16 protein-coding genes are annotated in these 14,035 nt (G+C 59.2%); 5 read left to right on the plus strand and 11 right to left on the minus strand.

Features of this window, described 5'->3' with window-relative positions; all coding sequences use genetic code 11:
* Nucleotides 1-502 precede the first annotated feature (502 nt).
* Nucleotides 503-847 carry a metalloregulator ArsR/SmtB family transcription factor gene (locus ASG19_RS16700; protein WP_062460477.1) on the minus strand — a complete coding sequence of 115 codons (345 nt, stop codon included), beginning with the start codon at nt 845-847 and terminating at the stop codon, nt 503-505.
* A gap of 281 nt (nt 848-1,128) precedes the next feature.
* Between ASG19_RS16700 and fliQ the strand changes: the two genes are divergently transcribed.
* Nucleotides 1,129-1,395, plus strand: coding sequence for a flagellar biosynthesis protein FliQ (gene fliQ / locus ASG19_RS16705; RefSeq protein WP_062459823.1), 267 nt, complete (start codon nt 1,129-1,131; stop codon nt 1,393-1,395).
* 21 nt (nt 1,396-1,416) lie between these two features.
* Here the strand turns inward: fliQ and ASG19_RS16710 are convergent, their stop codons facing one another.
* Both ASG19_RS16710 and ASG19_RS16715 read right to left on the minus strand, forming a co-directional pair.
* Nucleotides 1,417-1,788 carry a hypothetical protein gene (locus tag ASG19_RS16710; protein ID WP_062459825.1) on the minus strand — a complete coding sequence of 124 codons (372 nt, stop codon included), beginning with the start codon at nt 1,786-1,788 and terminating at the stop codon, nt 1,417-1,419.
* 151 nt (nt 1,789-1,939) lie between these two features.
* Nucleotides 1,940-2,812 (minus strand): MBL fold metallo-hydrolase, encoded by an 873-nt coding sequence (locus ASG19_RS16715; protein ID WP_062459827.1) that lies wholly within the window; start codon nt 2,810-2,812, stop codon nt 1,940-1,942.
* A 466-nt stretch (nt 2,813-3,278) separates the two neighbouring features.
* On the opposite strand from ASG19_RS16715, the gene ASG19_RS16720 reads away from it, so the two are divergent.
* The 4 genes from ASG19_RS16720 to arsK all read left to right on the plus strand — a co-directional run bounded on the left by ASG19_RS16720 (nt 3,279) and on the right by arsK (nt 6,416).
* Nucleotides 3,279-3,812, plus strand: coding sequence for a lipocalin family protein (locus ASG19_RS16720; protein ID WP_062459829.1), 534 nt, complete (start codon nt 3,279-3,281; stop codon nt 3,810-3,812).
* 300 nt (nt 3,813-4,112) lie between these two features.
* Nucleotides 4,113-4,445, plus strand: a complete 333-nt coding sequence (locus ASG19_RS16725) for a metalloregulator ArsR/SmtB family transcription factor (RefSeq protein WP_062460480.1) — start codon at nt 4,113-4,115, stop codon at nt 4,443-4,445.
* A 46-nt stretch (nt 4,446-4,491) separates the two neighbouring features.
* Complete coding sequence (gene arsH / locus ASG19_RS16730) at nt 4,492-5,199, plus strand: arsenical resistance protein ArsH (protein WP_062459832.1); 708 nt, start codon at nt 4,492-4,494, stop codon at nt 5,197-5,199.
* Complete coding sequence (gene arsK, locus ASG19_RS16735) at nt 5,196-6,416, plus strand: arsenite efflux MFS transporter ArsK (protein ID WP_062459834.1); 1,221 nt, start codon at nt 5,196-5,198, stop codon at nt 6,414-6,416. The genes arsH and arsK overlap by 4 nt, the downstream gene beginning before the upstream one ends.
* Before the next feature lie 46 nt (nt 6,417-6,462).
* Here the strand turns inward: arsK and arsB are convergent, their stop codons facing one another.
* The 8 genes from arsB to ASG19_RS16775 all read right to left on the minus strand — a co-directional run bounded on the left by arsB (nt 6,463) and on the right by ASG19_RS16775 (nt 13,917).
* A complete protein-coding gene (gene arsB / locus ASG19_RS16740; RefSeq protein WP_062459837.1) occupies nt 6,463-7,533 on the minus strand; it encodes an ACR3 family arsenite efflux transporter in 1,071 nt (356 codons plus the stop codon).
* A gap of 84 nt (nt 7,534-7,617) precedes the next feature.
* Nucleotides 7,618-8,052 carry an arsenate reductase (glutaredoxin) gene (gene arsC / locus ASG19_RS16745; RefSeq protein ID WP_062459839.1) on the minus strand — a complete coding sequence of 145 codons (435 nt, stop codon included), beginning with the start codon at nt 8,050-8,052 and terminating at the stop codon, nt 7,618-7,620.
* Nucleotides 8,049-8,576 (minus strand): arsenate reductase ArsC, encoded by a 528-nt coding sequence (locus tag ASG19_RS16750; protein ID WP_062459841.1) that lies wholly within the window; start codon nt 8,574-8,576, stop codon nt 8,049-8,051. The genes arsC and ASG19_RS16750 overlap by 4 nt, the downstream gene beginning before the upstream one ends.
* Nucleotides 8,573-8,926 carry a metalloregulator ArsR/SmtB family transcription factor gene (locus tag ASG19_RS16755; RefSeq protein ID WP_062459843.1) on the minus strand — a complete coding sequence of 118 codons (354 nt, stop codon included), beginning with the start codon at nt 8,924-8,926 and terminating at the stop codon, nt 8,573-8,575. The genes ASG19_RS16750 and ASG19_RS16755 overlap by 4 nt, the downstream gene beginning before the upstream one ends.
* A gap of 97 nt (nt 8,927-9,023) precedes the next feature.
* Nucleotides 9,024-11,525 carry an ATP-binding cassette domain-containing protein gene (locus ASG19_RS16760; protein WP_062459845.1) on the minus strand — a complete coding sequence of 834 codons (2,502 nt, stop codon included), beginning with the start codon at nt 11,523-11,525 and terminating at the stop codon, nt 9,024-9,026.
* Nucleotides 11,526-11,597: 72 nt separating this feature from the next.
* A complete protein-coding gene (locus ASG19_RS16765; protein ID WP_062459847.1) occupies nt 11,598-12,665 on the minus strand; it encodes a substrate-binding domain-containing protein in 1,068 nt (355 codons plus the stop codon).
* A 23-nt stretch (nt 12,666-12,688) separates the two neighbouring features.
* Complete coding sequence (locus ASG19_RS16770; protein ID WP_200933914.1) at nt 12,689-13,684, minus strand: ABC transporter permease; 996 nt, start codon at nt 13,682-13,684, stop codon at nt 12,689-12,691.
* The gene (locus ASG19_RS16775; protein ID WP_062459851.1) at nt 13,681-13,917 is read right to left on the minus strand and encodes a hypothetical protein; all 237 of its coding nucleotides are present in this window, start codon (nt 13,915-13,917) and stop codon (nt 13,681-13,683) included. Before ASG19_RS16775 ends, ASG19_RS16770 begins: the two co-directional genes overlap by 4 nt.
* Nucleotides 13,918-14,035 lie beyond the last annotated feature (118 nt).

Genomic DNA, 14,035 nt, shown 5'->3' on the forward strand with positions numbered 1-14,035 from the left:
TCCCTTGGTAACAAGGCATGGTTGGTCTGCCCGCTAAAGCGAGTGCGATCTGTTGCTGACGGGAACGCAGTCCATCACCGGCGCGCGTGCTTCGAAGCCATCGCGGGGCAAGCAAGGGGGCTCAAAAACCCAGATGTCTACCGAACAGGTGTTAGACTGTCAGGTGGCGGCTGTTCCTGATCTTCACGGCCATAAAACCCTCATGGGTATGCGGCGCCACGGCGCCTATCTGGCACCACAAATCTAGGATTCAGGGGATAAAAAACCGTTAATAGTTCGCCCTATGCTATAGTAGCAGAACTTGATTTAAGCTGCGCCATCGTTTGACCGAGGCTAATTCTGGCAATCGTCAAGCATAGAGCCAAAAATACGAGTTTTTGCCTTAAAATTCATGCCGCATGTAAGCGCTGCTATGACCGGCAGCGTGCTCATTGCATTCTCAAGACAGCGGTCGATATTGACAGAAGAGAGCTGGGACATCGTCAAGGTCATTGCGTAGGGTCTAAGCGTAGGCAACCGCCACAGCTTCGTGAGTCTCTGCGACGGAACAGAATATGCTTTGCATACAGTCAAGAACCTGGCGGACACCTTCCTCGTGGCAGCGATAGAAAACCGTCTGCGCTTGTCGACGCGCCGAGACGAGGTTTGCGTCTCTGAGAATCTTCAGATGTTGAGAGAGTGCCGATTGGCTGAGATTCACCGCCTTTGCGAGTGATCGCACGTCGCGCTCGCAATCCTGTACCAGACAGAGGACTTTGAACCGTGCGGGGTGCCCCATAACCTTCAGTAGATCGGCGGCATCGCCCTCATCGAAGGGAAGAACTTCTCCCGATAGACTGATGTCCATAACGCCTCCAACCACCATTGAATAATATCGCGTATCTTCATGGACCGAACCAAGTCCGACGCCACATAAGCGAGCAGTAATACAAGCAATATAAAAGCTGCGGTGGCTAAGCATCTCCGCATTACGTCTCTGCTTCAATACCAAAATTGTACGTTATTTTATCGCAGTCCAGACGTTTTACGCATCTTAACAATACTTAACTCTGACAACCGCCGAATCTGTATTAAGGCAGATACGAAACGCGGTCTCGCCGCCCAATATACATTCAATGCTGGTGTGAAATGACAGAAGCAGACGCGTTGGAGATCCTGCGGATCTCTGTCTGGGCAATGCTCCTTGCTTCAGCGCCTGCGGTTTTCACCGCTATGGCAGTCGGTCTGGTTATCAGCCTTGTCCAGGCTCTCACGCAGGTCCAGGAAAGCACGCTGAGCTTTGCGCCAAAGATTGTTGCTGTCTTTGTAGCGCTGGCAGTGGCCGCCCCGTTCATAGGCGGCCAACTCAATCTTCTCGTTGTCGAGATTTTCTCTCATGTGCAGTCGGGTTTCTAGGCCGGCTGCGATCTCAAGAGGTCAGGCGTCTGCAGTCTCTCGCACTTCGTCGAGCAGGAAGAACACGACCACATAGCGGGTCGCATAGGATCGGCCGCCCTCGGCATCGCCTGCGTCCGAACCTCCGTCGGCCGGGTGCCATTGCTGGTAGTGCGGATTGTTGGCGATCAGCGTGATCGCTTTGCCAGTACGGCTACCGCCAAGACGATAGCGTGTTTCCGCCAACGGCCAGACACGTTCGTAATCCTGTTGCGTGAGACGGACCTTAAGAGCATGGCGCGTTACCGTTTCGCCCTGCGAAACATCTCCCTTGCGGGCCACTGGAACCTCCAGCGAAACCTCCTCAGCCCCATCCAGTATGAAGTCAAATTCCTCAGGCCACGTCCGCTTCATGTAATCGCTCCTCCAAGCTATACCGAGGGTTGCCGACGACTGTATCGTCGTCTGCCGAGACAATATGCAAACATTATCCCCTTCTGAAAAGCATCAAACCGCCTACGGCCGCACTATTTCGTGAGGTTGCGCTTGGCGCCGACAAAATGTCTTACCAGGCCGCCACAGGGAAGGCGTCGATCGGGATCTTCAGGTACCTCACGCCGTTCGCCTCCTTTGGCGGCAGCTCTCCTGCCATCAGATTGACCTGCAGGGCATGCAGCATCAGTTTCGGAAACGGCAACGTTTTGTCACGGCTGATGCGGGACTGGATAAACTCGTCACGCCCTGACCGGAGGTGAATGTTCTGCGCCTTCTGTTGCGCGACGGTGCTCTCCCAGAGCGCTTCCCGCCCGCCATGACGATAATCGTGGCCGGTGAACAGCCGGGTGTCGTCGGGCAAGTTCAGGATTGCCTCGATCGACGACCACAGATCTTCAGCGCTGCCTCCGGGAAAATCGGCGCGGGCCGAACCGCTGTCGGGCATGAACAGCGTGTCGTGGATGAAGGCCGCATCACCGACCACATACGTGATCGATGCCAGTGTGTGGCCGGGCGAATGCATGACGCGGCCCTCGATCTCACCGATCATGAACCGGTCGCCATCCGAAAACAGCCGGTCCCACTGGGATCCGTCGGTTGGCATCGCCGGCGCATTGTAGATGTCCTTCCATAGCGCCTGGACCTTGACCACGTCGGCGCCGATCGCGGTCGGCGCGCCGGTCTTCGACTTGAGGTATGCTGCTGCGGTGAGATGGTCTGCATGGGGATGCGTGTCGAGGATCCACGCGACGTCCAGTCCCTGCATCTGGATATGTGAAAGGAGCGCATCGGCGTGACGCGTGGCCGTGCTTCCGGATTTCTCGTCGTAGTCGAGAACCGGATCGATGATGGCGCATTTCTTCGTGGCCTTGCAGCTTACGACATACTGGATGCTGCCGCTACGCGCGTCGTAAAAACCAGCGACTTCGGGTTGGGCACTCATGGTGTAAAATCCGGCTTGTCAAACGCCTGCACTGGCGCGGCTTTATGATGGTCTGGCCACAGGATGTCCACGAGGCAGGTCTGATCGCAGCAACGCTGTGACAGCGGGCAAGACGAGGACATCAAGCGTCACGGCGGCCCCTCCTAAGTCAACCTCTCACGAACGTCAACTCGGAGCCCTTTGCCGCAATCTTGCTTACCAAGCGATAGGGCCAACCCGATAAGCCGCGCCATTGGATCGAGACCAGCCGAGCAGTTGTTCGCGCGTGGCAACGCGCTTGATTTTGCCCGTCGCAGCCATAGATCCACATCGTTGGCCGGCAAACAAACTGGTTGTGCCTGTGGCGCATGTCTCGGCGACCCTGAATGCGGCTGATGTGTGGTTCCGTTTGGCAACAGCGAGTACTTCCGCGGGGAGTACGGTTGCCTCGAGATCACGCGGGATCGGCAACCGACAGGATGAGCATATGCACAATCTTATCAGACATCTCAGCTTGCACTTTATCACATGCCTTTTCGCGATCGGCGTCGTATCGCAGGCCCTCGCCGCTCCCGATGTCGTCAAAGTCGGGCCGGATCACTACCAGGGGACATGGCTGGAAATCGGGAGGACCCCGATGTTCCTGACCGACGGCTGTGTTGCCGGTTATTCCACCTACCGCAAGGGCAAAACGCCTGACACGGTCATGGTCGAAGACGGTTGTCGTGTCGATACTCCAACCGGGCGCCTTAAAACAATCAATGGGACCGGGAAGATTCAGGATTACGGAACGACGAACGCAACGATGCGCGTCCGCTATCCACTGCTCATCACCTTCACCTACCGCGTGCTCTACAAATCGCCGGATAAATCCTGGTTCATCAGCGCCAACCCGTCGATGTCGGACCTGTGGATCTATTCGCGAACCGTACCATCGAAATCCAAGCTCAACCGCATGGTGCGCAAGGCGAGCGAACTCGGCTACGACGTAAAGAAGCTGGAATTTCCGCCAGCCCGCTAGGCTGACTGGAAAGCGTCCGAACGGTTTGGCGTCCACGCGACAAGACAACCGTTCGGAACGCGAGCTTCGCTGCGGCTTCGAGCCCTGGTTTTATAAAGCTCGGCCCCTACCCTGCGACCAGCTTGAGAGACCGAATGGAATTCTGGGATCGAGCGCGCGGGCTTCGTCACGCAGATTGTTTTCGGCCAATATTTCAATAATCCTTGAAGTCTTGAATAATTATTGTTCTATAGCCTTTACAGGGCTTTGAAAGCCGGGCAAGCGCCCGCGCCTGATCACTATTGGACAAGGAACGAACTGGTGAACGAGCGAGAGGTCCTTGATGCGTTTGGCGCACTGTCACAGCAGACCCGACTGCAGGTCATTCGCAAGCTCGTCGTCGCAGGCCCGGGCGGACTGGCGGCGGGTATGATTGCCGACGCTGTGAACGTGTCGCCTTCCAACATTTCTTTTCATCTCAAAGAACTGGAACATGCGGGCCTGATCAGCGCTCAGCGGGAGTCACGCTCCATCGTCTACAGCGCGAATTTCGAGACCCTCAACGGCCTCGCCCATTTCCTGATGGAGAACTGTTGTTCGGGCCAATCTGATGCCGGTTGCGGGCCTACAGAACTCGCAGGGTCTGCGTTATAGGAGCCCCAAATGCGAACGTTTCAATTTTTTTCGATGGAGTATCCAAATGGCTGATCTGCCAGCCGCCTCGCTTGATCTTATTTCCCAGCCCGACCTTGAGGCACTTCGACCACCCTATTCGCAGCACAAGCCGCGGATCCTGATCCTCTATGGATCGCTGCGGAAGATTTCGTTCAGCCGTCTTTTGGCGGAAGAGGCAGCACGGCTCCTCGAGCACCTTGGATGCGAGGTGAAGATCTTCAATCCCGAAGGTCTGCCCCTTCCAGATGGCGCACCGGATACGGATCCGAAGGTTCAGGAATTGCGCGCGCTTTCTCTCTGGTCGGAAGGCCATGTCTGGGTCAGCCCCGAGCGGCACGGTGCGATGACCGGCATTATCAAAGCGCAGATCGACTGGATCCCCCTCACGACCGGTTCGGTGCGACCGACGCAGGGCAAGACGCTCGCCGTCATGCAGGTCTCCGGTGGCTCGCAATCCTTCAACGCGGTCAATCAGTTGCGCATTCTCGGTCGCTGGATGCGGATGATCACCATTCCGAACCAGTCGTCGGTTGCCAAGGCATGGCAGGAGTTCGACACGGATGGCCGCATGAAACCCTCGGCCTACTACGATCGCGTCGTCGATGTCTGCGAGGAACTAGTCAAATTCACATTGCTGACCCGGGATGCGTCCGACTATCTGACAGACCGCTATAGCGAGAGGAAGGAAGAGGCCGCAAAGCTCGAACAGCGCGTGGATCTGAAGTCGATATGAGCGAGCGGCCGCCGATCGGCACTATCCTTGCCCTGGGCCTCACCCAGATCATCGGCTATGGAACTCTCTATTACAGCTTCAGCATTCTTGCACCCGATATGGCGCGAGACCTGAACTGGTCGACGGAGTGGATATTTGCCGCACTTTCGGCGGCACTTCTTCTGGGCGGCTTGACCGCTCCCTGGCTCGGCCGGGCCATTGATCATTTTGGCGCAGGACGGGTGATGACGGCCGGATCCGCGATTGCCGCGGCAGCGCTGGTCGCTTGTGCCTATGCGCCGGGAAAGAGCGGCTTCGTCGCCGCTCTGATCGTGATCGAGATCGCCGCCAATCTGGTACAATATGGCGCGGCCTTTGCGCTGCTGGTGCAGGCAAGCCCCCGCACCGCCCAGCGCAGCATCACCTATCTGACCCTGATCGCCGGCTTCGCCTCGACGATCTTCTGGCCCATCACAACGGCTCTGCACGCCCATCTGTCCTGGCAGAATGTCTACCTGGTGTTTGCCGGGCTCAATCTGCTCGTCTGCCTGCCTCTGCACGCCTGGTTGTCCTACGGCCTTGCCCAAGGAAAGTCGCAGAAACAGAACGGCACGGCGCAAGTCGTCGAAGGGTGCCTCAGCCCGGACGTCCGGCAGTTCGGGTTCAAGCTGATGGTGGTGGGGTTTTCACTGCAATCTCTCGTCAGTGCGGCGATCCTGGTCCATATGGTGCCGCTGTTGTCGGGTCTTGGCCTTGGGGCCACTGCCGCCATTGTCGGCACGCTGTTTGGTCCGTCACAAGTGCTGAGCCGTTTTGCCAATATGATGCTCGGCGGCAATCTGCCGCCGCTGGCTTTGGCAACGATTGCCGCCACGTTGATCCCTGGGGGTGTATTGATCCTCACCCTTACCGCTCCGTCGGTGGCAGGCGCCATGGCGTTTGCCGTTGTCTTCGGTTTGGGCAACGGTCTTTTCAGCATCGTCACCGGCACCCTGCCGCTGATGCTGTTTGGCAGCGCTGGCTACGGCAGGCTGCAGGGCAAGGTCATGGCCGCACGATTGATCCTGTCCGCGACCGCACCGTTTGCGCTGGCGTTTGCCATGGCCCATATCGGTACGCTGTGGTCACTGACCATCACAACAGCGCTCGGGGCCTGTGCGATTGTCGCCTTCGTCGGGATTGCGCGACTGGAGCGCCGCCACAAGTCTGGCGATCATCTCGCGAGCCGTCCGGCCTGAACTAGTACGCTGGGATCCGTGCGTCCTTGGGTGCCCGCTGGGAGCGCTACACGGCCGGGCTTCCTGCCGATTTGGCAAAATATCTGCGGCCCATCCACAGTGCCATCTGTACCAAAAGGATCAGCACAGGAACCTCGACGAGCGGGCCGATGACGGCCGCAAATGCGACCGGGGACGCCAGGCCGAACGCGGCAATGGCAACCGCGATGGCCAGCTCGAAGTTGTTGCCGGCCGCAGTAAAGGCAACCGCTGTCGTGCGTGGATAATCTGTCCCCACCGACCTCGCCATCCAGAAACTGACAAGAAACATGATGAGAAAGTAGATCGTCAGCGGAATGGCGATCATCACCACATCGCCCGGCAGGCGGACCACGTCTCCGCCCTTCAGGCTGAACATGGCGACGATCGTGAACAGAAGGGCGGCCAGGGTCATCGGGCTGATCTTCGGGAGGAAGACATTCTCGTACCAGTCCCTGCCCTTGCTCGCGGTCAGCAAGCGGCGCGACAGATATCCCGCGAGGAACGGAATACCGAGATAGATCAACACCGCTTCCGCAATCGTCCAGAACGAGACGTCAATCACACTGCCTTCAAGACCAAACAGCGGAGGCATGACGGACAGGAAGAACCACGCATAGACGCTGAAAAACAGGATCTGGAAAATCGAATTGAAGGCAACGAGACCCGCGACATACTGGTTGTCGCCCCGGGCAAGCTGGTTCCAGACGAGAACCATTGCAATGCAGCGGGCAAGACCGATCAGGATGAGGCCGGTCATGTATTCCGGATAGTCCCGCAGGAAGATCACCGCCAGCGCGAACATCAGCACCGGACCGATAATCCAGTTCTGCAGGAGAGAGATCGCCAGAACCCGCTTGTCGGCAAACACCTGCGGCAGTTCCTCAAAGCGCACTTTCGCCAGAGGCGGATACATCATCAGGATGAGGCCGATGGCAATCGGAATATTGGTGGTGCCGATGGACAGGCTGTCGAGCGCTGCGGGCAGGCCGGTAAAGACAGTTCCGAGCAGCACACCCAGTGCCATGGCGGCAAAAATCCAGACGGTCAGATAGCGGTCGAGGAACGACAGACGCAGTGTTGGTTCTTCGGGACGCATTTGCGGCCTCCTTGGCAGATAGACATCGTCCGCAGCCTTGCCATGAAGACTGGGGCCGCACGGGTTCGGCTTGAATGGCGTGCGTCAGACGACGCGACGGCCGGTCTGGTCGACGACGACTTCGCCGTCTTCCTTCGCAAACGCAGCCTGCTGGCCAGCTGGGAGAATATCCAACACCGCTTCCGATGGTCGGCACAGCCTGACACCGGCAGGCGTGACGACGATTGGACGGTTGATCAGGATGGGATGGTCCATCATGGCATCGACCAGTTGCTCGTCGGACAAGGAAGGGTCGCCCAAACCGAGTTCGGAAAATGGCGTTCCCTTTTCGCGAAGAAGATCGCGCGCGGAAATTCCCATCCGGTCGATCAACTGCTTAAGCAGCGCGCGCGCTGGCGGGGTTTTGAGATACTCGACCACATGGGGTTCGATGCCGGCGTTGCGGATCATCGCAAGCGTGTTGCGCGAGGTCCCGCAGTCCGGGTTGTGGTAGATGACGATATCGATGGGGTAAGTCATGCGACGTCAGGCCTTTTGTTTGTCGATCCTTCAAGCTGACCGATTTCCTGAAGCTTGGCGGTCAAGCTTATCTTTTCGAGGCTTTCTAAAGGCAGCGCGGCGAAAGCCGCGATACGCAGCTTCATGTAGCGAAGCGCTGTGGTGAAGGCGATGCGCTTTTCCGCGTCGGTACCCTCGACTGCAGCAGGATCCTCGATACCCCAATGGGCGGTCATTGGTTTTCCCGGCCAGACCGGGCAGGATTCGCCAGCAGCGTTGTCGCAGACCGTAAAGATAAAATCCAATTGCGGAGCCTCGGCACCCGCAAACTCGTCCCAACTTTTTGACCGAAGTCCCTCCGTGGGAAACTTGTGGCCAACAAGCACATCGAGCGCCATTGGGTTGACGTTGCCTTTAGGCTGGCTTCCCGCCGAGTAGGCATTGAATTTCCCAGCGCCAATTTTTCGCAGAACACTTTCCGCGAGGATCGATCGCGCAGAGTTGCCGGTGCACAGAAACAGGACGTTGAATGTCTTGTCGGTCATGAGAGCGCCTTTTCCGGAGGGCAGCACGGGATGAGTTCCGCAATCAGCGGCGCGCAGAGCGCTGCGTTTCCGCCACAGCAGTCCTTGAGAAGGAAGAGCACCAGTTCCCGTAACGTCTCAATCTCCACACGGTAGGTGACGACGCGGCTTTGGCGCTGCGAAGAAACAAGACCCGCGCGTGACAAGATATTGAGATGAGCAGACATCGTGTTTTGCGGCACCGCGAGCGCGCGCGCTATGTCACCTGCGGGCAGTCCATCCGGTTCATGCCTGACAAGCAGGCGAAAAGCTTCGAGCCGGGTTGGCTGAGCAAGCGCCGCAAGGGCGAGAATAGCGACTTCTGATTCCATATATCCAGAATACTGGATTTATGGAATCAGTCAAGATGCGCGTTCCGGGTCGTCTTCTCACGATCGACGGCAGGTACTCCTGTTCAGAACCAGGAGGTCAGTGCGATTTCCGCCGGCCAGCGCTTGCGTAGATCAACGCTGCCACCACAACCAGCAATCCCTGGAAGAGATACTGGTAGGTCTGGGTCAGCCCCAGGAATGTCACCGCGTTCAGCACTTCGGTCAGAAGCACGGCTCCGAGAAGGGTTCCGATGAAGGTTCCCCGCCCGCCCGAAAGGCTCGTTCCGCCCAGAACGACTGCGGTGATGCTGGCCAGCGTGTAGTTCACGCCCTGGCGCGGGTCACCGACACCGATCTGCGTCATCAGCATGATGGCACCGACAGCGGTCAGCAGCGAACAGGCGATATAGCCGCCGATGAAGGTGAGTTCGACCGGAATGCCGGCCCGGCGCGCAGATTGTTCGTCGGATCCGACCGCCCGCAAACGCCAGCCTGCACGTGTCCGGCGCAACAGCGTTTCGGCGCCGACCGCTGCAACAACCAGTACCAGAAAGGCGACCGGGAAAGGACCCAATTGCCAGTTGACCCAGTCGGTGACCGTCGCGCTGATATAGCCATCCGGATTGTCACGCAGCAGGAAGCTGCAGCCCTGGATCGCGATATACATGGCGAGCGTCGCGGCAATCGGGGTGAAATTCGCAAATCGGATCAGCACACCGTTGATAGCCCCGGTCACAAAGGCGCCGGCAAACATCAGGAGGAAGCCGACCGCCATCATCGCAGTGGAATTGTCGTCGGTAATGAAGAATGACGCGACCACGACCAGAAATCCGGCGAGCGGACCGACCGAAAGATCGATCCCGCCCATCAGCAGCGCCACTGTCTGGCCCATCGCAATAAAGCCGAGTGCGGTCGCCAAAAGCAGGATGTTGTAGATGTTGTAGACAGAGAAGAAGTTCTCGTTCTGGCCATAGACATAGAGCCCAAGGAGCACGGTCACGATGGCAAGCGGGACCGCCGGAGCATTGTCCGACCGCAGCAGGTCGCGCCATCGGCTGCCGGTACTCGGCTGTGCCACCGTCAAACTGCTGTCGCCATGCGTCTCCGCTCCAACGGCCGCAGCGACTATGCGTTCTTCGGTGACGTCGTCACCTTCAAGGATCTCGACCACATGCCCGCGCGACAGCACGACGACCTTGTCGCACAGACCTTCGAGCTCCACGGCATCGGAGGAGTTCACCACAACCGGCGTCCCTGCCTCCGAGACTTCGCGCAGAATTCGGTAGATTTCAAACCGGGCTCCGACATCCACACCTTGCGTCGGTTCGTCGGCAATGATCAGTCCCGGCTCGGACAAAAGTGCGCGGGCCATGACCACTTTTTGCTGGTTGCCGCCCGACAGCGCAAAAATCGGCGCTTCGATCCCGGGCGTCTTGACCGCCAGCTCACTGAAGATCGCACCGACCTGCGCCAGTTCCTTCTTGCGGCTCATCACGCCACCGACCGCGAACTTCTCAAGCGCGGAATAAGTTGCGTTTTCCCGAACGGTCAAACTGCCGGCGACACCTTCGACGTGGCGATCCGACGGCATGAAGGCTGCCTCATGGAGGAGTTCCGGTTGGGCGAGTGCGCGCCCGCGTAAGACGATCTGCCCCTCGGCAGGCCTCAGCCCTGCAAGAACCCGCATTAGTTCCGGCTGACCGTTGCCGGCGACACCGGCGATCCCGACGATCTGCCCGCGCGGCACGTCGAAGCTGATGTTCTTCAGGTCCCTGTTGGTGATGCCCACCACGGACAGACCGGTCTCCGTATCGGCCGATGACGCTTTCGGCGGGAATGCCGATTCCAGAGTACGCCCGACGATAAGCCCGACCAGATCGGCATCGCTGATCTCGCCGATGACGGCGGAGCCGCGCACGCGACCATCCCGAAGCACGGTGACCCGATCGGCAATCTGGCGAAGTTCGGCCAGGCGGTGGGTGATGTAGATGACCGATGTGCCAGCGGCCGCCACCTCGCGGATGCGGGCAAACAGCATGTCGGTCGAATCCTGGTCGAGCGAGGCGGTGGGTTCGTCCAGGATCAGCACCTTCGGCTCGAGCGCCAGCGCCTTGGCGATCTCAAGCAAATGCTTCTGCGCAACCGTCAGACCGTCGGCGCGCATGCCAAGAGGGAGATGCAGGCCGACCTTGGCAAGCACGCGCCGGCCCACATCGTCGGGCTTTGCGCCCGCAAACACCGAGGCTGGCAAGGCCACGCGCAGGTTTTCCAGGATCGACAGATCGTCCAGAATGGCAGGATGCTGGAAGCAGATGCCAATCCCGTGGGACTTGGCGATTTCCGGGGTCATTTGCTGTACGGCGCGGCCTTCGAAGTGAATCTCTCCCTCGGTCGGCTGCAGCGTTCCGGAAATGATGTTCATCAGGGTCGATTTGCCGGCGCCGTTCTCGCCGAGAAGGGCATGCACTTCGCCGGCCCGGAATTCCACGCTGACATCGGCCAGTGCCGCGACAACCGAGAAATATTTCGAGATGCCCGAAAGGCGGATCACCACATCCCGAGCGTCCAGCGCCACGTCTTGACTGTTTCGTGCCAACATTATTTGCAATCCGTCCTGGTGACAGAGCCCCGGAAGGTAAACCCTCCGGGGTCAGCGATGCGTGAGTTTCAGTTACTGGCCGACGGCCTTTGCCTGGTCTTCCGGCTTCAGCGCCGAGGACATGTAGATGGCGCCCGGCAGATCCTTGCGGCACTGAACGGCATTGGGCTTGCCCGATACGGAATCCTCGTAGGCAGGCGCCTCGAAGATCTGCTCCTTCGGCTTTTCGCCGCCGGTTGCAAGCGCGACGGCCCACTGCACGGCCAACCGGACATTGTCGTTACCGGTGGCGACGGTGAACAGCTTGAAGTCCGGGTTGCTGGCATGATTGTCCTGCCAGAAGCAGCCGAGCGAGTTGCCGTCCGACGTGGCAAGCGCCGGGATGGACTTGCCCTGCTTGGTGAAGGCCGGCAGAGCACCGACCAGCGACGGGCCGAAGTCGGAGACGATGACGTCGATCTTGGCGTTCTTGGCGATTTCGGCGGTCAGCACCTTTTGCGTCAGCGCCGGATCCCAGTTCGTGACGGCAAAAGGCGCCTGATTGACGAAGACATACTCAGGCCCGAGCACGCTCTTCAGGCCTTTCAGCTCATCCAGGCCCTGGCTGTTGCCGGCAGGTCCGCTGAGGAACAGGACATTGCCACCCTTGGGAAGCACACCCTTGATCCACTTGCCCCAAGTGACGCCGTCGTTTTCGAAGGACGAGCCGATGAACTTCGAATAATTCATGCCTTCCTTGCCGCCGACCGCGACGCGGTAGGGCACAATGATCTTTCCGGCCTTGAAGACGCTGGTGATGGCCGGCAGCATGGCCGGGCCGGCGTCGCCAAAGACGACCAGTGCATCGACGCCCTTGGCGGCCATACCCTTGATGTCGGAGATTGCCTTCTGGGTGTCGCCCTGGCCGTCGGCATACTCATACTTGGTGATACTGGGGCACAGTTCGACGGTCTGCTTGCCGGATGCCGTCGTCACCTGACGCCAGCTGTTGCCGCCGTAACCGTCAAGAAGGGCAAGCGTCGCCTTCTTGGGCCCGCACCAGGACGGTGTCTCCGCCTTTGCCAGACCCGCACCTCCCAGTGCGATGACCGCAGTCGCAACCGAGACTGCCAGGCCCTTCTTCAAATTTGCATAGTTCATGTCTGCTCCTCCACTTGTTATTGTTAGGTTGTTTTTCTGACTTTCCCGCTCCACCGGAGCGAGTAGACGCCGATGCCGAAACCGAGGGCCAAAGCCTGGATGATGGTTTGCGCTGAATAGGGCACACCGACCGACAGCGCGAACTGGCTCAGCTGGTTGAGGAAGAAGGCCGCCAGCACCGTCGAGATGGGAAAACCGCGCCCGCCGAGCAGCGACGTGCCTCCCAGCACGACGACGGCAACCGACGGCAGCAGCAGGCTATCGCCTTGGAAGGCCGTGGGTTCGCGGGTGATGCCGGCAATCAGGACGCCGGCCAGGCAATAGAATAGCTGGGCATAGACATACGCCATCATCTGATAGGAGCGCACGCGCAGGCCTGCGGCCTCTCCGGCAGCAGGGCTTGCGCCGATCGCCTCGAACCGGCGGCCGCCCACGGTCTTTTTCAGCATGAAGGAGACCAGCGCGGTGGCGCCGAGGGCGAAGTAGACGGCATTGGGCAGGCCGAAGGTTTCGCCGCCGGCAATATTGGCGAGCAGGCCCGTCGTAACAGACGGCACCCCGCCCGACATGGCAAAGACGGTCGCATAAAGCAGTGCGTTGGTGCCAATCGTCGCAATGATCGAGTTCAGGCGGAAGATGCTGACGAGCGCGCCATTGAGAAAGCCGATCGTCAGATTGAAGGCCAGCGCCAAGAGCACTGCCTGATACAGCAATCCGTCATTCTGCTGCGGGTAATGGGTCGAGACCACGACGGCGAGAGAGACGGCACCGGGAAGCGAGAGGTCAAAGCCGCCCTGCTGAACCACCATCAACTGGCCGAGGCCGACAATGGCAATGATCGCCGCAAACGGAAGACTGCCTGACAGGGCACCCCAGGATACGCTTGAGGGCGCAAAGACTAGGCAGGCGATCAGAAGGACCATGGTTGAGAAGACCACGGTCACGAAACTCCGCGTCAGCTTCATCCGGCCTGGGGCATAGCTGTCCGCCCGTGTGGGGATTGTCGAGACTGCACTCACCGGTCGGCTCCTTTTGATGATCGCACCTCACCCGAGGCGATGGCCGGGCGGCGCAAGCCGATCTCTTCGGCGGCGCTGGACGCCGCCTTGAAGTCTGCAAAGAGACACGTCGGTTTGTCAGCAAAATCAGGCATCGCGTCCTCCTCCCAGAGCCGGTTATGGTTCATACCTGGAGGAAGCAATCTGCTGGACAGATCCTTGGCATCGTCGGCCTCAGCCTCAAGCTTCGGCAAGCCTGTAGCTGGCTCCGAACCGCTGCGCGGTCAGAACTTCACAAGGCACGATGATTTGCGGATTGCCCAAATTCTTGCTCCTCCAAGAATTTGTCACTCTGACCGGTCAGCGTCTCTT

It is taken from the genome of Rhizobium sp. Leaf306, from assembly GCF_001423425.1.
GTDB classification, from domain to species: domain Bacteria; phylum Pseudomonadota; class Alphaproteobacteria; order Rhizobiales; family Rhizobiaceae; genus Neorhizobium; species Neorhizobium soli.